Origin of the sequence: Psychrobacter sp. ANT_WB68 (assembly GCF_008369115.1) — a bacterium.
Classification (GTDB): Bacteria; Pseudomonadota; Gammaproteobacteria; order Pseudomonadales; family Moraxellaceae; genus Psychrobacter.
On sequence record NZ_VOAZ01000004.1, the window covers coordinates 111,255 to 132,536 of the forward strand.

Annotated in this window: 22 protein-coding genes; 17 read left to right on the plus strand and 5 right to left on the minus strand. The window is 42.7% G+C overall.

The window, feature by feature from the left end:
• Nucleotides 1-17: 17 nt before the first annotated feature.
• The 3 genes from FQ084_RS11625 to FQ084_RS11635 all read right to left on the minus strand — a co-directional run bounded on the left by FQ084_RS11625 (nucleotide 18) and on the right by FQ084_RS11635 (nucleotide 2,381).
• On the minus strand, nucleotides 18-863 hold the full coding sequence (locus FQ084_RS11625; RefSeq protein WP_149490802.1) for a metal ABC transporter permease: 846 nt from the start codon (nucleotides 861-863) through the stop codon (nucleotides 18-20).
• 69 nt (nucleotides 864-932) lie between these two features.
• Nucleotides 933-1,670, minus strand: coding sequence for a metal ABC transporter ATP-binding protein (locus FQ084_RS11630; protein ID WP_149490877.1), 738 nt, complete (start codon nucleotides 1,668-1,670; stop codon nucleotides 933-935).
• Between the two features lie 171 nt (nucleotides 1,671-1,841).
• Nucleotides 1,842-2,381, minus strand: a complete 540-nt coding sequence (locus FQ084_RS11635) for a transcriptional repressor (protein WP_149490803.1) — start codon at nucleotides 2,379-2,381, stop codon at nucleotides 1,842-1,844.
• Nucleotides 2,382-2,625: 244 nt separating this feature from the next.
• Here FQ084_RS11635 and FQ084_RS11640 point away from each other — a divergent pair, with 244 nt between their 5' ends.
• The 13 genes from FQ084_RS11640 (at nucleotide 2,626) to FQ084_RS11700 (ending at nucleotide 15,729) form a co-directional block, all read left to right on the plus strand.
• The gene (locus FQ084_RS11640; protein WP_262880764.1) at nucleotides 2,626-3,474 is read left to right on the plus strand and encodes a metal ABC transporter solute-binding protein, Zn/Mn family; all 849 of its coding nucleotides are present in this window, start codon (nucleotides 2,626-2,628) and stop codon (nucleotides 3,472-3,474) included.
• A gap of 367 nt (nucleotides 3,475-3,841) precedes the next feature.
• A complete protein-coding gene (locus tag FQ084_RS11645) occupies nucleotides 3,842-4,249 on the plus strand; it encodes an ATP synthase subunit I (RefSeq protein ID WP_149490805.1) in 408 nt (135 codons plus the stop codon).
• A 725-nt stretch (nucleotides 4,250-4,974) separates the two neighbouring features.
• On the plus strand, nucleotides 4,975-5,841 hold the full coding sequence (gene atpB / locus FQ084_RS11650) for a F0F1 ATP synthase subunit A (protein ID WP_149490806.1): 867 nt from the start codon (nucleotides 4,975-4,977) through the stop codon (nucleotides 5,839-5,841).
• 33 nt (nucleotides 5,842-5,874) lie between these two features.
• Complete coding sequence (gene atpE / locus FQ084_RS11655) at nucleotides 5,875-6,123, plus strand: F0F1 ATP synthase subunit C (RefSeq protein WP_025651437.1); 249 nt, start codon at nucleotides 5,875-5,877, stop codon at nucleotides 6,121-6,123.
• Nucleotides 6,124-6,240: 117 nt separating this feature from the next.
• Nucleotides 6,241-6,711: a F0F1 ATP synthase subunit B gene (locus FQ084_RS11660; protein ID WP_149490807.1), complete on the plus strand. Its 471-nt coding sequence runs from the start codon at nucleotides 6,241-6,243 to the stop codon at nucleotides 6,709-6,711.
• A gap of 13 nt (nucleotides 6,712-6,724) precedes the next feature.
• Complete coding sequence (locus tag FQ084_RS11665) at nucleotides 6,725-7,348, plus strand: F0F1 ATP synthase subunit delta (protein WP_149490808.1); 624 nt, start codon at nucleotides 6,725-6,727, stop codon at nucleotides 7,346-7,348.
• Nucleotides 7,349-7,439: 91 nt separating this feature from the next.
• Entirely contained in the window at nucleotides 7,440-8,984 is a 1,545-nt protein-coding gene (gene atpA / locus FQ084_RS11670; RefSeq protein WP_149490809.1) for a F0F1 ATP synthase subunit alpha, read from the plus strand.
• A gap of 244 nt (nucleotides 8,985-9,228) precedes the next feature.
• A complete protein-coding gene (gene atpG / locus FQ084_RS11675; protein ID WP_149490810.1) occupies nucleotides 9,229-10,110 on the plus strand; it encodes a F0F1 ATP synthase subunit gamma in 882 nt (293 codons plus the stop codon).
• 38 nt (nucleotides 10,111-10,148) lie between these two features.
• Nucleotides 10,149-11,582 (plus strand): F0F1 ATP synthase subunit beta, encoded by a 1,434-nt coding sequence (gene atpD / locus FQ084_RS11680; RefSeq protein WP_149490811.1) that lies wholly within the window; start codon nucleotides 10,149-10,151, stop codon nucleotides 11,580-11,582.
• Nucleotides 11,583-11,698: 116 nt separating this feature from the next.
• Nucleotides 11,699-12,115, plus strand: coding sequence for a F0F1 ATP synthase subunit epsilon (locus tag FQ084_RS11685; protein WP_149490812.1), 417 nt, complete (start codon nucleotides 11,699-11,701; stop codon nucleotides 12,113-12,115).
• A 532-nt stretch (nucleotides 12,116-12,647) separates the two neighbouring features.
• On the plus strand, nucleotides 12,648-13,364 hold the full coding sequence (locus FQ084_RS11690) for a response regulator (RefSeq protein WP_020444432.1): 717 nt from the start codon (nucleotides 12,648-12,650) through the stop codon (nucleotides 13,362-13,364).
• A gap of 343 nt (nucleotides 13,365-13,707) precedes the next feature.
• A complete protein-coding gene (locus FQ084_RS11695; protein WP_149490813.1) occupies nucleotides 13,708-15,393 on the plus strand; it encodes an ATP-binding protein in 1,686 nt (561 codons plus the stop codon).
• Nucleotides 15,394-15,549: 156 nt separating this feature from the next.
• Nucleotides 15,550-15,729: a hypothetical protein gene (locus tag FQ084_RS11700; protein ID WP_149490814.1), complete on the plus strand. Its 180-nt coding sequence runs from the start codon at nucleotides 15,550-15,552 to the stop codon at nucleotides 15,727-15,729.
• Between the two features lie 67 nt (nucleotides 15,730-15,796).
• Here the strand turns inward: FQ084_RS11700 and FQ084_RS11705 are convergent, their stop codons facing one another.
• Nucleotides 15,797-17,269 (minus strand): ATP-binding protein, encoded by a 1,473-nt coding sequence (locus FQ084_RS11705; protein WP_149490815.1) that lies wholly within the window; start codon nucleotides 17,267-17,269, stop codon nucleotides 15,797-15,799.
• A 408-nt stretch (nucleotides 17,270-17,677) separates the two neighbouring features.
• Between FQ084_RS11705 and rpsP the strand changes: the two genes are divergently transcribed.
• The 4 genes from rpsP (at nucleotide 17,678) to rplS (ending at nucleotide 20,210) form a co-directional block, all read left to right on the plus strand.
• Nucleotides 17,678-17,947: a 30S ribosomal protein S16 gene (gene rpsP / locus FQ084_RS11710; protein ID WP_149490816.1), complete on the plus strand. Its 270-nt coding sequence runs from the start codon at nucleotides 17,678-17,680 to the stop codon at nucleotides 17,945-17,947.
• A gap of 180 nt (nucleotides 17,948-18,127) precedes the next feature.
• A complete protein-coding gene (gene rimM, locus FQ084_RS11715; RefSeq protein WP_149490817.1) occupies nucleotides 18,128-18,661 on the plus strand; it encodes a ribosome maturation factor RimM in 534 nt (177 codons plus the stop codon).
• A gap of 144 nt (nucleotides 18,662-18,805) precedes the next feature.
• Entirely contained in the window at nucleotides 18,806-19,570 is a 765-nt protein-coding gene (gene trmD / locus FQ084_RS11720; RefSeq protein ID WP_149490818.1) for a tRNA (guanosine(37)-N1)-methyltransferase TrmD, read from the plus strand.
• A gap of 247 nt (nucleotides 19,571-19,817) precedes the next feature.
• Nucleotides 19,818-20,210, plus strand: a complete 393-nt coding sequence (gene rplS, locus FQ084_RS11725; protein WP_011281271.1) for a 50S ribosomal protein L19 — start codon at nucleotides 19,818-19,820, stop codon at nucleotides 20,208-20,210.
• A 248-nt stretch (nucleotides 20,211-20,458) separates the two neighbouring features.
• Here rplS and FQ084_RS11730 read toward each other — a convergent pair whose 3' ends face one another.
• A complete protein-coding gene (locus FQ084_RS11730) occupies nucleotides 20,459-21,016 on the minus strand; it encodes a DUF4442 domain-containing protein (protein ID WP_149490819.1) in 558 nt (185 codons plus the stop codon).
• Nucleotides 21,017-21,282: the final 266 nt, after the last annotated feature.

The window sequence follows — 21,282 nt, forward strand, 5'->3', positions numbered from 1 at the left end:
GCCATATCTCTAGATATCTAGTGGCGTGCTGACCAAAATTTTGCCATTAGGGATTTTGTGCCTGATTTTATGTTTATTAACTTTGAGACAATCAGCGCAACAAAGAATAAAATTGCGAGCACTAAGACGATAGCAAGTCCAGTCTGAATATCAAACCAAATACTGCCCCAAACGCCAAGCGTGACGCCAAGTTGTGCGATAATCAAAGCGATAATGACCATTTGTTTTGGCGAGGCTGACCATAGACGTGCTGTCAGTGCGGGCAATACCAGTAAACCACTGATTAAAAGGCTACCAACTGCTTGCAAGGCAATGGCACAAAACCCAGCCAATACGCCCATAAAAAACAGCCGCTGACGGGTGGGATTGATACCTTGAATTCGTGCCAATGCCTCATGAGTAGCCAGTTTGATTTGTGCCGGCCATATATAAATAAGTAACCCTAAGCCAACCAAAACACTGGTTGCAATTAAGGGTAAATCTGCCCAATCAAGCTCGAGCAAATTGCCAAATAAAAAACCTAAGACATTGGCTTGCTGATCGGTCAGCTGGGTTAACGTCAATAAACCCAAGCACAATAGCGACACTGCAACCACGGCCAACACCGCATCGACGGGCAAACGCTCATCATCAATTAACACCAGTCCTAGCACTACCATTACACTGACAAGGGCAATGCCAATGCCCATGGGTAATTGCCACAATACTGCTAACGCCACCCCTAGCAAAGTGCCATGCGCCAATGCATCGGCAAAAAATGCCATGCGCCGCCATAATACCAAACACCCTAAGGGCGCAGAGAGTAAGGCTAAAATACTGCCAGCGATCCAAGCAGGGGCAATGATTGCTAACCAAGCGGTCATAATAGATATCCGTAACGTTTTTAGAAAAAATACAAGGCGATTTTTTGCTTTAAGAAGATTAGTTGTTGATTATATCTCGCTTGGGGCATGATGCTCGCAAGCGTGTGGCTGATGGACGTACGGCTGCTCGTAATGGTGTCCAAAGAGCTTTTGAAATTCCGAACTAATGGCAAGCTCGCTCGGTTGTCCTTCGCAGCAAATATGTTTATTGAGACAAATGACCCGCCTGCTGCCTTTCATGACCCAATGCAAATCATGCGAAACCACCAACATGGCGCAACGTAAAAACTCCGGTAGCTCATCAATAAACTGATAGAGCCACACCTCAGTATCAGGGTCAAGCCCTTGCATCGGCTCATCTAAAATCAATAAATTGGGCTTATCTAATAAAGCGCGCGCCAATAATACCCGCTGGGTTTCACCGCCTGACAAATGCAGCATTTGCCGTGATAGCAGGTGCGTTAAGGATAAGTTTTCAAATATGAATTGACGCTGCTCAGCCGTTAAACGCTTTTTGTCTGCTTGGCCCAATAAATCACAAACGCGTAACGGTAAAATGGGCGGTACCGTAAAACGCTGTGGCACATAACCCAGCTGTAACTTTTGATGCGGGGTTATCTGTCCATTCGTCGGCTCGATCAAACCCAAAACTAGTTTAACTAGCGTTGATTTGCCCGCGCCATTAGGACCTATGAGGCTGACCGTTTCGTTGACAGCGATATCTATATCGATATGCGAGAGGATGCGTTGCTGACCGATATGATAGCTGATATCGCTTAAGCTCAGTAATTTGGGGGCATTATTCATCGTCCTATCACTTATATCAATGACAGAGGGTGGCTGGGTTGGTGAAGTCGATAAGGTCATAGGGCATTACTGATATGTTAATGATAAGTGAGTAAAGGAACCGTCATAGCTAAATATAAAAGCATAGCTAAGGATAAAAGCGTTAACCTAAAATGCTGACAATCAACTGCTTTATTGACAAGCTTGGCAACGACCGCTGAGCTCAATGACACTGCGTTCTACCGTAAAGCCGACATCTCGTTGCGCAAAGCTCATGATTTCTTGCACCGGTAAACTGCTACATTCTTGCACACGCTGGCACTGCGCACAGATTAAAAATGCTGCCGTATGCTGCGCGCGTGGATGACAGCAAGGTACATAAGCATTGATAGAGGTTAGCTGATGAATCAAGCCTTCACTCAATAAAAACTCCAAACTGCGATACACAGTCGGCGGCGCGACGTTTTTTTGCATCTGATTATTTGTCTGCTTATTTGAGGCAGGGTTTTTGGCTTCAGGCTCATTAAGTCGCATTTGCTGCAATTGCGTGATCAAATCATAAGCACCCACTGGTTTATTGGCTTCTAAAACCAGTTGGTAGATTTGTTGACGCAACGGTGTAAAGCGCGCACCGTTTGAGCGACATTGCTCTTTTGCGGCCATGAGGCGCTCATTCACATCGGACGGTGTGAAATCTTGCACATGATCGCAAACAGATGAATGACTAGACATGAAGCAAGCTCCTAAACTAAACATAACCCAGCACTTTCATACAAGGCACTTTTTATGATGGTTTTTTATATTGTTATAGTATAACATACTAAGATAGAAAAGCGCGTATGTCGTTCTAACTTATCGGTACATGTGCCTATTTTAATCAAAACAATGTCTTAAAATGATTATTCGCACTATTATTCATTGACCCTCAAAAGCAGCCATTATGATTTCATTCTTTAAAAGTTTTATAAGTTTACCTATGACCTTACAGCGATCATTAACGACTGGCGTCATTATATTTGGCTCGTTAATGATGAGCGCCCAAGCAGCAACGGTCAGTGTGAGTAATTATCCGCTGTTTCTACTAAGCCAAGCCGTGACAGAAGGTACGCCATCTGCTAAGCAATTGTTGCAAGCAGGGGAGGTGGGGCATCATGGTAGTATCAGCCCGGGCGATATCAAAGCGATTCAGGATAGCAAGTTTGTGGTTTGGTTCGGTGAGCCACTAGAAAATAATTTAGCAAGCACTCTTAATAGCGCGCCAAATGCGATTGCTTTATTTAAGTTTGATGCGTTTAAGCGTCATCCGTTACGTGATGTCAAAGGTAAACCTATTGCTGGCACCTTAGACCCGCATATTTGGCTCGATCCCGAAAATGCTAAAGCCATTACTCGGGCGCTTGCCGTCATTCATAGTCATGCCAATCCACAATATAAAAATCTCTACCATGCCAATGCACAAAAATTTGCCCAGCGCATGAATAGAGCAGTGGCAGCAGCCAGTAAAAATTCTACTCAAAAAGCGCTACCGTATTGGGCGTATCACGATGCTTATCAATATATGGAAGACAGCACTAAGCTAAAGCTGATTGGCAGCCTAAGCACGGACCATCATTTGGCACCAAAAGCCAGTCAACTACGTTGGTTGAATGAGCAGCGCCCAGTCAAACAGATGTGTTTGGTCAGCCCGATCAGTCCTGCTAAAGGTTTGCTTGCGAAGTTACAACCCGTGAAAGCTACCGTGCAAGCGGAAGATATGAGCAATAGTAAGGATTTTGTCAGCGGTTGGCAGACAATGGCGCAGCAAATCCGCCAATGTATCGCATAAGCACTTTTTAATCAGTGCCGTTCAATGAATGGCTCGCAAAATAACAGTTAGTAAAACTGTTTAAAAAAGGTCTTTTAAAAAAGAAGTAAGGCGCAGTGCGCTTAGTAATTTTCAGTGAATAGTAGATAAAATGCTGTTTTATGGAGTATTAGCCATACTTTATTCACTTTGTAGAGAGGTTTTGGCTGCTAAACAAGTAAATGCTTGATAAAAAGCATATTTTACTTGCTTAAAATGGCCTTGCTCCCTATAATAAGTGGCGTTTTAATTTGGTTAAAAGATAACGTCTGTAGAGTGAGCCATTCACGGATAACCTTGTCGCAATTGTGCTACATTATCCCCACGTTATAGAGCTATAAAAATATCGATGACCAAGCCTGCCAAACGCACCCAAAAAGATAAAATTGGTATTTACCTAAAACGCCAAGCATGGATTTTATTTATCCTCATTGTGATGGGTTGGATAGTAGATGTCGTCTGGTTGGGGAGTGATGCCAGTGCGCTTGTTGTCGCAAAGAGTAACGCCATTGGTGCGTTACTAAGTTTTGCCACTCAAGCCGTGTTTGCTGGATTTATCTTTTGGCACACCGGATATCGCGCGCGCAGACACATTGTCAGCCAGCTATATCGTGGTCAGATGGTCAAGTGGCTATTGACCGTATTTGGTTTTGCACTAATTTTTATTACCATACAACCTCTATCAGCGCCTGCGCTATTCATCGGTTTTATGGTAATGCAGATTAGTCACAGTTGGATGTTGTGGCATATACGCTAGTATGTATAGACGATTATCATTTTAATGGTCAATATTATAAACAACGTTAGTTTGTCATCCTGCGGTCCAACTTCTCTACGATTACTGTTATAACGTCATTGATACATCATAAAATGACTCAGAACCGTTTTTACAATAAAAGTATGGATATGGCGCACTTAAGTTGGCGTAAAGTGTCAAATAATTGCGATTAATAATCCCTTATCTAAGCAGGGTTATGAAATACGATGGAATTATTGATATCGTATTATAGACGCAAAGCTATGTAAGCGAACGTTAACAGCGATTAACGTATTCATACAGTAAATAAAAAAGTCATAATTGACTTTACACGAATACCACGCTGCATTAATATAGGCAGCTAAATATCTTGCTTACGAGCGCTGTATTAAGCGTTTATCGTGATAAAACAAGATAAGCAAACACATATATGACATTTTTGCGTACACATGCAAGGGCTATTACTGAATCATCATAAGCCCTTTTTTGATAGCTAAAATTTACCCGACGCTATCGAATTGAGCAGTAGCAGTGCAGCATCAGTTAATTAGTAATAACAGATTAGTTAGATAATTATGGGTTGGATGTTATTGTTTACATGAGTGCTGTAGCAGGACTTATTGGTTTACTGAGTAGTAGACCAAATAGAAGCGCCAACACCTCATCAGATGACAACCATATTTTTGGTAGTTGATTAAATCGTTGATTAATAAGAAGCTTACATTATGGCATCCGAGCAAACATCATCAGAATATATCTCTCACCACTTAACGAATTGGACGTACGGCTATCTGCCGGGCGAAGGTTGGAAAGTTGCCTATACTGCTGAAGAAGCAGGTTTAATGGGTTTTAAAGCTATCCACCTTGACTCTATGTTATGGTCAATCGGTCTGGGTATTTTATTTTGTGCCATCTTTTGGATGGTTGCCAAAAAAGTTACTTCAGGCGTACCAAGCAAGACTCAAGCCGCGGTTGAGATGATCGTTGAGTTTGTCGATAACAACGTTCGTGATTCTTACAGTGGTACCTCAAAATTGATTGCGCCTTTAGCGTTAACCATTTTTGTGTGGATTTTCTTGATGAACTTGATGGATCTACTGCCTATCGACTTTATTCCAAGTCTTGCAGGCCTAGTTGGCGCTGCAATGGGTCATGATCCACATCATGTGTTCTTCAAGATCGTGCCAACAACTGATCCTAATATCACGCTTGGCATGTCGTTCTCTGTCTTTGCGTTGATTATCTACTATAGTATCAAAGAAAAAGGGTTGGGCGGTTTTGTCGGTGAGTTAACACTGCATCCGTTTAGCGCCAAAAACCCAATCATGCAAATTATTTTAATCCCCATCAACTTTATCTTAGAGTTTGTTACCCTGATTGCCAAACCAATCTCATTAGGTTTGCGTCTATTCGGTAACATGTATGCTGGGGAGCTAATCTTCGTATTGATTGCCCTGATGCCATTTTGGATTCAATGGGCGTTATCTGTACCGTGGGCAATTTTCCACATCTTAATTATTACCCTTCAAGCGTTCGTATTCATGATGTTGACGATAGTTTATATGTCGCTTGCATCATCAACTGAACATTAATTATACATTCAATAGGTAAATGAGGATACATCAATGGATCCAGTATTAGGTGGTTACACAGTTATCGCAGTAGCACTGCTTATCGGTCTTGGCGCACTTGGCACAGGCATTGGTTTTGCTATTCTAGGCGGCAAGTTCTTAGAAGGTGTTGCACGTCAACCAGAACTTGGTTCACAGCTGCAAACTCGTATGTTCATCGTGGCAGGTCTACTTGATGCCGTACCGATGATTGGTGTTGGTATTGCTATGCTATTGTTGTTCGCTAACCCTCTAGCAGGTTAATCAGAAAGCTCAGTTGTAAATGTTTGGTGGTCAAAGTTTGTATCTTAACCATAGTCAAAGTTTGGCTATCAAATATGATCAATGAAACTGATTTTTCATTAACAAAGAGGTGATCACGTGAATATCAATTCTACCCTCATCGGTCAAGCCATTGCTTTTGCAATATTTGTGATTTTTTGCATGAAATTCGTGTGGCCACCACTTATCGGTGCCATTAATGAGCGTCAGCGTAAGATTGCTGAAGGTCTGAATGCGGCAGAAAAAGCAAAAGCAGATTTAGCGACCGCGGAGCAAGATGTACAGCAGGAGCTTAATCTTGCAAAGACCAAAGCTGCTGCTTTAATTGAGCAAGCGAATAAGAGCGCTAATCAGCTTGTTGAAGATGCAAAATCGCAAGCCCAAGCAGAAGGTGAGCGCATTCGTCAACAAGCGCAAGCCTCTATCGACCAAGAAATCAATCAAGCGCGCGAATCATTGCGTGCCCAAGTTGCTGAACTGGCTGTACTTGGTGCCGAGAAGATTTTGCAAGACAAAGTCGATGTGCAAAAACATGCCAGTATGTTAGACCAACTGGCGGCGAAGCTGTAATTGTGAGGATATCATGGCTGACTTATCAACCTTAGCACGACCGTACGCTAAAGCCGCGTTTGACTATGCCAATGAAAACGGGGTAGTAAATGAGTGGGAAAACTTCTTATTTATTGCCGCCACCGTTGTCAAGGACAAGTCGTTCAGTACTTGGCTAGACAATCCAGCTGTTTCTGCTGAGCATAAGTCAGCTGCTTTGGTCGATCTTTATGATACAGAAGTAGCTAGCGCGAATGATTCTGCTTTTAAGCAGTTATTGGTCGAGACCCAAGGGGCTCGTCATGACAGCAACGCCAGCTATCCCAAAGTATCAGTAGCACTTAGTAACTTCGTTAAACAGTTATCAGAACAAGAGCGTCTGGCGCTGCTTCCTGAAGTTTATGAGCATTATCGCCGTCACAAGGCAATAAGCTTAAAGCAGCTTGACGCTTATGTGACCTCTGCTTATCCATTAACCGATGCACAGCGTGATATGCTGCAAACGCGTCTTGCTGCTTCGCTAAATGCGAGCGTGGTGATTCATGAATCGGTTGATCCTAGTCTTTTGGCGGGCGCTACGATTAAAGTCGGTGACAAAATCATCGATGATTCGATGCGTGGCAAGTTACAACAGTTAAAAACACAGCTAACGGCCTAATGCCAATCATCAGTGCAGCTTAATAAAAGTTGCGTGATATAAGAGCATTTAAGTCAGTGGCGGGTTATCATAAATTAAAGGAAACAAGGCAATGCAACAATTGAATCCAGCGGAAATCAGTAATCTGATTAAGCAGCGTATTCAAGACCTTGATGCGGGTGCAACTGCAAAGAATGAAGGCACGATTGTCAAAGTATCTGACGGCATCGTGCAGATTCATGGTCTTGAAGATGCCATGTACGGCGAAATGATTGAGTTTGAAGGTGAAATCTACGGAATGGCGCTTAACTTAGAGCGTGATTCTGTTGGTGCGGTAGTATTAGGCGACTTCCTAAAACTACAAGAAGGTCAAAAAGCCTATTGTACTGGTCGCATTTTAGAAGTACCCGTAGGTCCTGAGTTGCTAGGCCGTGTTGTTGATGCTTTAGGTAACCCTATTGATGGCAAAGGTCCTATCGATGCCAAGATGACTGATAAAGTCGAAAAAATTGCCCCAGGCGTTATCGACCGTCAATCAGTTGATCAGCCAGTAATGACGGGTTATAAAGCCGTCGATACCATGATTCCAATCGGTCGTGGTCAGCGTGAGCTTATCATTGGTGACCGTCAGACGGGTAAAACCGCGATGGCTATCGATGCGATCATTGCACAGAAATCCTCTGGCATTAAGTGTGTATACGTAGCTATCGGTCAGAAACGCTCTACCATTGCCAACGTCGTACGCAAACTTGAGCAAACGGGTGCCCTTGAATATACGACGGTTGTCGTCGCTTCAGCATCAGAGCCAGCAGCACTACAGTATATTGCACCGTACTCAGGTTGTACGATGGGCGAATACTTCCGTGACCGTGGCGAAGATGCACTGATTGTTTTTGATGATTTATCAAAACAAGCCGTTGCTTATCGTCAGATTTCACTATTGCTACGTCGTCCGCCAGGTCGTGAAGCTTATCCTGGTGACGTATTCTATTTACACTCACGTTTACTTGAGCGTGCATCACGCGTAAACGCAGCGTACGTAGAAAAATTCACCAATGGTGAAGTGGTCGGTAAAACGGGTTCTTTAACCGCGCTACCTATCATTGAAACCCAAGCTGGTGACGTATCTGCATTCGTACCAACCAACGTGATTTCAATTACTGATGGTCAGATCTTCTTAGAATCCAGCCTATTTAACTCAGGTATCCGTCCAGCAGTCAACGCTGGTATCTCGGTATCGCGTGTTGGTGGTGCTGCGCAGACTAAGATCATTAAGAAACTGTCTGGTGGTATCCGTACCGCTCTAGCTCAGTATCGTGAATTGGCTGCATTTGCTCAGTTTGCATCAGACCTTGATGACGCAACTCGTGAACAGCTTGATCATGGTGAGCGTGTGACCGAATTGATGAAGCAAAAACAGTATCAGCCAATGTCTATCTCTGAGCAAGCCGCAGTTATTTATGCGTCGAACGAAGGGTTCTTAGCGGACGTTCCTGTTGAAAAAATCGGTTCTTTCGAAGAAGCTTACTTACGCTATATGCATGATGAGCAGAGTGAATTGATGCGTGAGATTGATGACACTGCGAATTACAATGACGATATCGCAGGTCGTTTAAAGTCATCTTTAGAGACCTTTAAACAAAATCACAGTTATTAATTTAACGGGTTAAGCCTTAGTTGGTTAGCACTTTAATTTAGAGCGTATACGGTGGCGCATTATCTGATAAGGTTTCTTTTAAGGAATACTATTTAAGATAGTAGCGCCACTGTTTTAACCAGCAATGGTCTAAGATTGCGTCATGCCACAAAATGTAAAGACATTATTCTGTAAGTTCAGTGTTTTATATTAAATGATTGTTGCATACGCCCATGCTTTTTAACCCTCTTATATTGGAATCATTATGGCAAGCTTAAAAGAGATACGTGCCAAAGTCACCAGTATTAAAAGTACCCAGAAAATTACTCGCGCTATGCAAATGGTAGCCGCCAGTAAAATGCGCCGTGCCCAAGAGCGCATGGAAGTGGGTCGCCCGTATGCTGATAGTATGCGCCGGGTTATTTCGCATTTGGTGCATGCCTCATCAGATTACAAACATCCGTACATGGTAACGCGTCCAGTTGATAAAGTTGGCTATATTGTCATCACATCTGACCGTGGTTTGGCGGGTGGTTTGAATATTAACCTATTCAAAGCTCTATCTAAAAGTATTCAGCAATATCAAGACCAGTCTGTACAAGCCGAGTTTGCAGTGATTGGTGCCAAAGGCGTCAGCTTCTTCAAAAACTTTGGTGGTAAAGTCACCTCAGCTGTGACTGATTACGGTGATAAGCCAACCTTTGAGCAGATAAACGCGCCGGTCCAAGCGATGCTTGACGATTATACTAACGGCAAAATAGACCGCATCTACGTGGTTTATAATAAGTTTGTTAATGCGATGACGCAAAAGCCAACAGTCAATCAACTGGTACCTTTACCAGAAGATTCATTTGGCGAAGAAGAGAGCGGCATTCAGACAGAACTTAGCTGGGATTATATCTACGAGCCTGACATCAAAACATTGATTGATGAATTGCTTGGTCGCTATATCGAGTCGATTGTCTATCAAGCGGTGATGGAAAACATTGCCTCTGAGCAGTCTTCACGTATGGTTGCGATGAAAGCGGCGACAGATAATGCTGGTGACCTAATTAACGATTTACAGTTGGTTTATAACAAGCTGCGTCAAGCGGCGATTACCCGAGAAATCTCGGAAATCGTTGGCGGTGCTGCTGCTGTTTCATAATTGACTACACCTATATATAGAAGTTCAAGGAGAACGCAATGAGTAGCGGTCGTATTGTACAGATTATTGGCGCGGTTCTTGACGTTGAGTTTGACCGTAGCGAAGTTCCTCAGATTTATGATGCCTTGCAAGTAGACGGCACTGAAACCACCCTCGAAGTACAGCAACAGCTTGGTGATGGTATCGTACGTACTATTGCAATGGGTTCAACTGAAGGCCTAAAGCGTAACCTACCGGTTACCAATACCGGTGGCCCAATTTCTGTACCAGTAGGTATGGGTACGCTAGGTCGTATCATGGATGTTCTTGGTCGTCCTATCGATGAAGAAGGTCCAGTTGCTGCAGATGAGCGCTGGTCAATTCACCGCGAAGCACCAAGCTATGCAGAGCAGTCAAACAGTACTGAGCTTTTAGAGACTGGTATTAAAGTAATCGACTTACTTTGCCCGTTTGCTAAAGGTGGTAAAGTTGGTCTGTTTGGTGGTGCTGGTGTTGGTAAAACCGTCAACATGATGGAATTGATCAACAACATCGCCCTTAAGCACGAAGGTTTGTCCGTATTTGCGGGTGTTGGTGAGCGTACGCGTGAAGGAAACGATTTCTATCACGAAATGCAAGAAGCTGGCGTTGTAAACACTGAAGACTTTAGTAAGTCTAAAGTGGCGATGGTATACGGTCAGATGAATGAGCCACCAGGTAACCGTTTACGTGTTGCACTGTCTGGTTTGACCATGGCTGAATACTTCCGTGATACTAAAGATCCTGCCACTGGCAAAGGTCGTGACGTATTGTTGTTCGTTGATAACATCTATCGTTATACACTAGCCGGTACTGAAGTATCAGCACTACTAGGTCGTATGCCATCAGCGGTTGGTTATCAGCCAACACTAGCTGAAGAGATGGGTATGCTACAAGAGCGTATTACTTCTACGCAGTCAGGCTCTATTACTTCGGTACAAGCGGTCTATGTACCTGCGGATGACTTGACGGATCCATCGCCAGCAACGACGTTTGCTCACTTGGATGCGACAGTGGTACTAAGCCGTGATATCGCTTCACAGGGTATTTATCCTGCGGTTGATCCACTAGATTCTACTTCGCGTCAGCTAGATCCATTGGTTATCGGTGAAGAGCATTACAACGTTGCTCGTGGTGTTCAAGAAGTTCTACAACGTTATAAAGAGCTAAAAGACATTATCGCAATTTTGGGCATGGATGAGTTATCAGAAGAAGATAAATTGGTCGTTTATCGCGCTCGTAAGATTCAGCGCTTCTTATCACAGCCATTCCACGTTGCTGAAGTCTTCACTGGCGCCCCTGGTAAGTATGTACCACTACGCGATACCATTGCTAGCTTTAAAGCAATCATCGCTGGTGAATATGACAGCTTACCAGAGCAAGCCTTCTATATGGCTGGCGGCATCGATGAAGTCGTTGCTAAAGCTGAAAAAATGAAGTCTTCTGCAGCGTAAGTTGTATTCGTATTTGCTAATGAGTAGGTATAATATAAAGCTTATATCTACTCATCAGTAACGTATCGTAGTTTTGATTGCGTTTTTGATCGCGCTTTGATGGTAAGGAATTAAGTATGGCAACGTTACAATGTCGCGTCGTAAGTGCTCGTGAAGAGTTGTATTCAGGCGAAATTAGCATGTTAATAGCTAGTGGTACCGAAGGCGAGATTGGTATATTGCCAGGTCACACCCCGCTTATTACTTTGCTAAAGCCCGGTGCAATGCGCGTACAAATACCTAACGGTGAAGAAGAAGTGATTTATGTGTCAGGTGGTGTACTAGAAGTACAGCCTAAAATGGTGACAGTACTTGCTGATACTGCCATGCGTGCGCACAATCTTGACGAAAGTAAGATCGTTGAAGCGCGTAATAAAGCGGAGCAAATGCTGGTCAACCAATCTGATACCGTACAAACCAATGCCGCTCTAGCTTCATTGGCGGAATCTGTCGCTCAGCTACAAACCATCCGTAAGTACAAAAACCGTGCTTAATCTTTTTTGTTTGTAAGAGTAATTATTTGCTCTTGCCCGCAATAATAAAAAGACAGTCCTCTATGGGCTGTTTTTTTATGGCTAATGTTTTTATATTTACTCTTGATGATTTTTAGCTTTTGGTCTAAAAGCCACTAGCAACCATGGCAATATATGTTTATATTAAGGGTTAGAAAATAGTTTGCTAAGTTATATGGTTAAGCTGTTTTATAGGCTTTATTTAATGATCTGGATCATGTTTTAAGGTTTAGACATAACAAATAAGTCATTAGTGAATAAAAGTTATTTGATACTTTTTGAATATGATAAAGAGTCTAATTTTTGGACGTAAACTAAATTTTTAATGGTCGTAGTTTATAGGTTTTGTTAACGACTATAAGCTATAGTATAGGAAGCTGCAGGATTAATAGTATACTGTGCTGCCAAGTTTATAACAGCTATATGAACAGCAGTTGCACTATTTTGTGGTGCTATTCATTTTACGGCTCTTATTTTGCCTACTTTTAAATGAGATGTATTAGAGGATATAACAATGACAACGAATGATGATGACAATACCCCCCGAATTTTGATTGTTGAGGATGATGAGCGTCTGGCCATGTTGACTCAGGATTATTTAGTCAAGAATGGTCTAGAAGTGGCGATTGAAACGGATGGTAATCGTGCCATTCGCCGTATTGTCAACGAGCAACCAGATTTGGTCGTACTTGATGTTATGCTCCCAGGTAGTGATGGCTTGACGGTCTGCCGTGAAGTACGTCCACATTACCAAAACCCCATCTTGATGCTGACTGCGCGCACCGAAGATATGGATCAAGTATTGGGTCTTGAGATGGGCGCGGACGATTATGTTGCCAAGCCAGCTCAGCCACGTGTCTTATTAGCGCGTATTCGTGCGTTATTACGTCGTTCAGAAAATGCGCCATCAGAAGATGTGCCACAGCGTTTAGAATTCGGTGAGTTGGTTATCGATAACGGTGGGCGTTCAGTGAACCTTGGCGATGAGCTGGTTGATTTCACCAGTGCGGAATACGATTTGTTATGGTTACTAGCCTCTAATGCTGGTCGTATTTTGTCACGTGAAGATATCTTTGAGCGTCTACGCGGTATCGAATATGACGGTCAAGATCGCTCGATTGACGTACGTATCTCACGTATCCGCCCAAAAATCGGTGATGATCCAGAAAATCCAAAACGTATCAAAACCGTACGTAGTAAAGGCTATCTATTCGTGAAAGAAGGCAACTAATCGCCTATTTATGCTATAAGCTTTTACTATTCAGTGTTAAACCATAAAAAACCAGCTTCACGCTGGTTTTTTATGGTTTAAATTTTAAGTTTTTAACCTTAATAGCTACGTTATGTGGTTTAATTAAGCGATAATTTTATATGCTAGTTTAATAAACGTTTCATAAATAGCGCAGCAGGTATTTATCCTATCTTGGTTGTGATAGGGAGTACACAGTATTTTTGTCGCCTACAGTAAAACATGTACAATTTGAAAAATAGTCGCTATTTATTAATGTAACCGCATTTGCTGTCATTTATTCTGCTATCCATAACTCTTATTCATTAGGTTGGTCACGGCACGTATGTCATTAGTTTCTTCTCTTAAACACAGTATCTTTGTTCGTATTTATGCTGGACTATTAATAGTCTGTTTGTGCGTGGCGTTATTCGCGCAGCTATTGATGGATACGATCAATAAAGAACGCGTCCAGTCTTACCGTGAAAGCATGGCGACAGGCGCTTTTCATATCGTCAGCGAAGGGGTTGCTCATCAAGAGAGTGACTCCCAACGTGACTATTGGTTGTCTGACGCTAGCAGTTTGTTTGGCGCGGAATTCAGTATTGTGCCGATTAATGAGATAGACTTTAATGCCAGTGAATTGCGTCGTTTCGAGAAAGGTAATGCCGTCGTTCGCTATGTGAGTCAACCTATATATGCCGATGTTTATTACCGCTTACCGGATAATAAAAGTGTTTTAACAGCGCGCATATCGCAGGTCACTGAACAGCAGGTACGAGCTATAGCTGTGTTTTTGCTCGATGATTTATCTTACCATGCGACCTTGTCCGATAAGCGCAAGCGTTTGGCTGAATTGGAAGAAAGGTTTTCTTTTCCATTAGAATTTAAAGCAGTTAACACCCTCAATTTAGATCCTGATCAGATGGCACGCTTACGCCGCGATGAGGTGGTCATCTTATTACAAGACACCAATACCAGTAAAAGTAACTCGTCAATTACAGTCGTTGTGCCCTCTGAAATCAATGATATGGCGATTTTAATCGGTCCTGTGCCGTTGTTTAATTGGTTCCCGCTGAATCTGATTGTCAGTATGATTTTGATCAGTATGTTTTTAATCAGCTTAGGTGTTTATGCTCTTATTTTCCCGCTCGAACGCAAATTACAATTGATTCAAGTTGGTGTAAACGAAGTAAGTAAAGGCAATCTCGATATTAAAGTACAGGTCATTGGGCAAGATGAGATTGCGCGCCTATCCGCGACATTTAATGCGATGACGGCGCATATTAAGCGTTTGATTGAGTCGCAGCGTGAGCTGACGCGGGCGGTATCCCATGAACTGCGTACGCCCGTCGCTCGTATTCGTTTTGCTGTCGATATGCTGGCAGATACCGATGATGAAGACTCGCGCTTTATGCAGCGGGATTATATTGACGAGGATATCGAAGCGCTTAATGGTTTGATTGATGAGATGTTAACCTATGCCAAGCTTGAAGAGGGCTCACCGAAATTAGATTTGGAGCCTGTGAATTTGCGAGAATTGCTTGAGCAAATTGAGCGTGAGACCAATGCCTTAGGTAAGCCTATTAAAATAGTGACCAACCTGCCCAATGCTAAAGTAACGGCGGTTGCCGATAGGCGCTATTTGCATCGGGTGATTCAGAATTTAGCCGGTAACGCTTTACGCTATGCAGAAACCACCATTATCATTAGTGCTGGGGTCAAAAAAGGCAATGCCTTTGTCAGTGTAGAAGATGACGGGCACGGTATACCAGAAGCCGATCGTGAAAAGGTTTTTATTCCGTTTTCACGCTTGGACGATAGCCGTACACGAGCGTCAGGTGGCTACGGCCTAGGTTTGTCTATTGTGTCGCGTATCGCCTTTTGGTTTAATGGTAATATGAAAGTAGGCGAAAGCCGTGAGCTTGGCGGCGCCCGATTTGTCATGACCTGGCCTATCAAACCGCTGACCCAAGTGCTTGCTGCTGATGAACTTACCCAAGAAAAAAGCGAACGTGATTTTGATGCTTAACTTTATGCAATACTGTTAAACGCTGAAAAGTACTTAAACATGCTATTGGTAGGATAATGCATAGAAGCTGATAAATCGTTGGCTAAAGTTGAAGAAATATTGATTGATGATACATTACCGCTTTTAAAGCAGCTGAAAAATAGAGGAGGGCAAAGGATGCCGTATTTATTTGGTGGTTTAGTCGTATTGAATGCAGCAGCGCTCGGTTATTATTTATTCCTGCAACCGCCAATCAGCACTGAGACGCTAAAGGCAGCACAGGATGAAATAACTCAACCTTTAGCCTTTACGAATAGTGCTGAGTATATTCCACCCGTGATTGGTACTAGAGAATAACCATTGTAATTAACTAACCACTCATCATTATTAGCCAAGTTTTGACCTTAATGTGATTGGTGTTTATCTACGGATTATTCATACTATCGGTAGAGCTAGATGCTTTATCGTTGTCAGCATCCAATGGCGGCTCTCCAGCTACTTTAGAAATTAATGGGATTCGAACACAAACTTGGAGTCCGCCATCTGGATGATTGATTGCCTCAACTGTCCCATGATGTAAGCGTGCGATACGGTCGACAATCGCCAGACCAAGCCCGCTACCCTGAGTGGTACGCGCTGATTCCCCACGTTCAAACGGTTGCATGACGCGCTCTAATTGGTCTTCTGCGACCCCATCGCCGCAGTCACGCACACATATCACCAATTGCTCTTTTGCTTCTTTATTAACCTCGTTTTCGGTCACCACATCGCTGTCTTCTACCACCGCTTTTTCTATAAATGTCGGGACGACGGTCACGGATATATAAATGGGTGGTTTGCCGTAACGTTTGGCATTATTGACCAGATTGATAACCAAGCGTTTAATAGACATCGGACGTATAGGAAGCATTTTGTGACATTCGGACTGGTAGATAAATTCCATCGGCGCAAATTGCACCATGATCTCATTAAAGATGGTATCTAAATTGGTCAGGCGTACCGGCTCATCAGAACCGTCTTTCATAAATGAGATAAACTGCTCCAAAATGGCATCCATATCCTCAATATCATAAATTAGACCTTCACGAAAAAAATCATCAGGCAGCATCTCAGCGGTTAAACGCATACGGGTTAGCGGTGTGCGTAAATCATGCGAGATACCTGCCAACATAATCGTACGCTCTTTTTGTGCTTGATTAAGGGTGGTAAATAAGCGGTTGAATGCCATATTTACTTGACGTATTTCAATAGGGCCATTATGGGTCGGTAAGGTCGTGGCCTGACCCAAGCGAATATAGTTGGTTGCCGCCCGCTGCAAATAACGCAACGGACGATTTAATTGCCGCGCCAATAAAATAATAGTCAGCAAGGTCAAAATGGGCAATCCCACTAAAAATAATAATAATAGGCCGGGGCTGTACTGAGAATAATATACCACTGGTTCACGAACCCAAAAGCTGGTATCACGACTGTCTTGCACCCAAAGCTGCGGGGTCGGTTTAAACTTAAAATAAACCTCAACTGGACGACCTAACTGCGCGCCAATTTCGCGTTGTAATACATCGGTAAAAACCCCCACAAACGCTTTATCTGACACTGTCGGAAAATCACTGGGATTATTGACCACCACCACATGTGAATGCTGATAAATCCATTGCTGTACGGCAGGGTCATGTTTCCAGTCTTGATTCACGCTGTTCATTAAGCGTAATTCGCTCGTCAGATAGCGCGCATGGTTTTTAAGCTCAGGTAAATATAGACTACGCCAAAAAAACGAAATCGATAGCCCGACACTGATAATAACAATAAAAGACACCATCAAGGTGGTCAGCCAAGTGTTGGAGTAGGAGCGGGCGAGCCGACCTTTGCGATGTGGTTGCGATTTTGGTGTAATCATAAGAGTCCAAAAGGTTGAGCAAGATATTTATAAGGCAAATTTTTTTAAAAAATACCTATAAACATAGCGTTTTTTTATTGAGTTTTTGCATATAAAAAATATAACTTCATTCGGTATTACAAGCCTACGATTTAAAGCTTTATCAAACCATTTTTTTGATTGCAGGGTTTGCTTGTAGGATAGCATAATCAAATAATGTGGTTATTGGCTTTACCGATAGAATTAGTAGCCAATTTAATAGGGTCAAGCCTAATAAATTGACCATGAATTATGAATTATGTTTTACATGCCTTGCTATTTAAGCTATTGTTAATAAATAATTAAATAAGCACAGTTTATGTTTTCAATAAAACAAGACTGTGATATAATTATGCCCTTTTTGGTATACCTGCGAAAGAGAGAATTCACATGGTTGTTATTCGTTTAGCACGGGGCGGTGCCAAGAAACGCCCATTTTATCAAGTAGTTGTTGCTGATCAACGCCGCGCGCGTGACGGTCGCTACATTGAAAATATCGGCTTTTTTAACCCACTCGCTAAAGAGTCTGAAGAAGCAGTACGCCTAAATATGGAAGCGTATAATGCGTGGATCGCTAAAGGTGCACAACCTTCAGATCGCGTTGCTTCATTAGCAAAAGCTTATACCAAGTCTGTAGCTCAAACTGAAGCAACTGCTTAAGTTTTGGCTACTAAGTACTGATAGCGTGAACGTTGCGTTTATTGGTCGGCTTTAGAAAACATAGCGTAACTGGTCTGACCAGGGTGCGCCATTAACTGTTTATTACTTTTGATTGCGTTTATCGCTTTTGATTGAACTGTATTCAGCATTGCTGTCTTAATCATCGTTAGGTTAGCCGTTATGTCATCTGTTCCAAACGCTAGTGTACTTATGAAAATTGGTCAGCTAAAAAAGCCTTATGGCATTAAAGGCTGGCTATGGGTATTTAGCGATACGGATGATCGTACGGCAATATTTGACATGCAGCCTTGGTGGATGAAAACTGCTACTGGCATGAAGCCTTTGACTGTAAAGGCTTGGCGTGAGCAAGGGACAGGTATTGTCGCTCAATTTGAGCAAATTCCTGACCGTAACGTTGCTGAGACCATGAATGGGGTAACCCTTTGGGTCGAACAAAACGTTTTGCCAGAAACAGCGGAAGACGAATATTATTGGTCGGATTTGGTCAGCTTGCGCGTGATGAACGAGCAAGATGAGTATTTAGGCACTATCACTGAAATGTTTGAAACCGGTGCCCATGACATCATGCGTGTAACGGCAAATTCAGACAGTTTGGATAAAGAAGAGCGCCTGATACCTTGGCATAAGCAGACAGTGATTGAAGTCAATATGGCTGAGAAAACCGTGCTTGTGGCATGGCCAAGTGATTATTAATAAGCGATTATTAATCAGTAATGGTTAATAATTAATTATTAAGACAAGTTTTGGTGAGATAAGCTTCGGCTTTATCGTTAAAGGTTGTTGATAGTCACACCGATTTATTTAGCCACTGTTATCCATTGTGCAAGTAGACATCCGATGTATTTTGCCGTGATTAGTATTTTCCCTGAAATGTTTGCCACGATTCGTGAGTTTGGAATCACGGGACGGGCAGTCACTCAGAAGCAAGTCACGATCGAATGCATTAATCCGCGCGATTATACCACTGATAATTATCGCCGTATTGATGAGCGCCCGTATGGTGGCGGTCCTGGCATGGTGATGATGGCTGAGCCATTATCCCAAGCGATTGAGGATGCCCGCCTGCGAGCCAGTCAACATGGCTGCCGTGTCGATAGTGAGCATTGTCCGGTGATATATATGTCACCACAAGGCAAAACGCTCAGCGAAAGTAGTGTGGTCAGTATGACTGAGTATGACGGCATGATCTTATTATGTGGTCGTTACGAAGGTATTGATGAGCGCTTACTGTCGCAGTATGTCGACATTGAGATATCGCTTGGTGATTATGTCTTAACGGGTGGTGAGCTGCCAGCCATGGTACTGATGGATAGTGTGATACGTCGTCTGCCTGATATTATGGGTGATGATAAGTCAGCTGAGCAAGACTCGTTCGTCGATGGCTTGCTTGATTGTCCACATTATACTAAGCCGCATGAGTTTGCTGGTATGGCGGTTCCTGAAGTATTACTTTCAGGACATCATGCCAATATCGCTAAGTGGCGCTTTAGCCAACAAGTCGAACGTACGCAAACGCGGCGTCCTGACTTATGGCAGGCGTTTACCCCAACGGTAGAGCAAGCAAAGTGGCTCAAAGCATTGGGTAAAGCAGATAAAAAGTAGGTTTTTGAAAATCTGATTTTTATTTGATGGTGTCATCATTCAGTTTGATAAGGTTCAGTGCAATAAACAGTTAAGTAATAAAATTTTGAGCAGTAATAAAACGAGTCATAGCATAATGGCCGTTTGTCATAACCCATTTACGTTGTATCTGTTGTTAGTACAAGATATTAATAATAGATATAATTCATTATTACAAACAGGTGATATGCGTCAAGCCTCTATTATCTAATGTGAGGAGATAACTCTCATGAGCAACAAGCATCCATTGGTTCAGGTCATCGAAAATGCTCAATTGATTGAGCGCCCAAGCTTTGCACCCGGCGATACCGTTGTGGTTCAAGTAAAAGTACGTGAAGGTGAGCGCGAGCGTTTACAGGCTTTTGAAGGCGTTGTAATTGCTAAGCGTAACCGCGGTTTAAACTCAGCGTTTACCGTACGTAAAATCTCAAGCGGTGTTGGCGTTGAGCGTGCATTCCAATTGCATTCACCAATCATCGATAGCATCGAAGTGAAACGCCGTGGCGCTGTTCGCCGTGCGAAACTATACTACTTACGTGAGCGCTCTGGTAAATCAGCACGTATCCGCGAGAAGCTTGCTCCGCGTGCACCTAAAGTTGTTAAGCCAAAAGCTGACGCTTAGATTATATCCAGTATCTGGTTTTAAGCATTGTGCTTAAAATTACTTTATTGCTGAGCCGTCTATTATGCGATTCGGCAATAAAGAGTAATCAGATACAAGCCCTTATTCATAGGTTTATCATATAAATAAGCGGGTAGTACCAAAAAAGACAAAACCCCAATCTGTGCGACTGCCAGATTGGGGTTTTTGTTTCTGTCACTTTAAATCATAAGTCGCTTTAAATTTAAATAATCGTTTTAGAACGATCTTTAACTATCCAGATTTTCGATACGGTTGGTTTGGTCTTTAGATTTGCTGTACTTACGCAGTCGAATATAAAGGGTCTTGGTCACAGTAGCGATGGTTTTTTGCTGATCGTCAACGATATCTACTTGGTATTCACGAAATACTGGCTCACCGTCTTTTGCCAGTTCCTGAATGGTAATAATCTCGGCGCTGGGAATTTTCATGCGCGCGGTGACTTTGCTATGACCAGGGGCGATAAATTCAATATGTGAGCTTTTATCCCAAACCACATAGCTGCTCCCCAATTGGTGCATCAACATCAGCATATAAAAAGGATCAACCATCGAATATAGGCTCCCACCAAACTGGGTGCCAACGATATTCTTATTTAAGCTATTGAGTCCCATGTTGACGACGCATAAACCTTGATCTAGGTTGATATGCTCAATCTTGATACCGGCACCAATATACGGCGCATAAGTATTAATACGCAATTTGAGCAGATAAGGCGTAAGTAATGGCAGGATGTTTTTTTTGGCATTACGTTTCAGCGTTTCAAGATTTTTAGGCAGTAAACTCATCAATATTTCCTATTGGTTTTTCGGTTTTGCTTATCTTATTGTATGGGTTGTTTTTATTGTATGCAGTCGACTCTACGGCAGTGCTTGCCGCTTTTCAATGCGTGCTATCAAGCAATGAGCCGTAAAAAGACATTTATCATAGTGAAAAATACCCCATCTCACCAGCTTTAAAGCGTAACCAAAGCAAAATGCCCATGATAACGCTTATCTTTCAAATAGATTCATTACCTTTTTATAAGTATTGCACGGCAAACCATAATGAATAT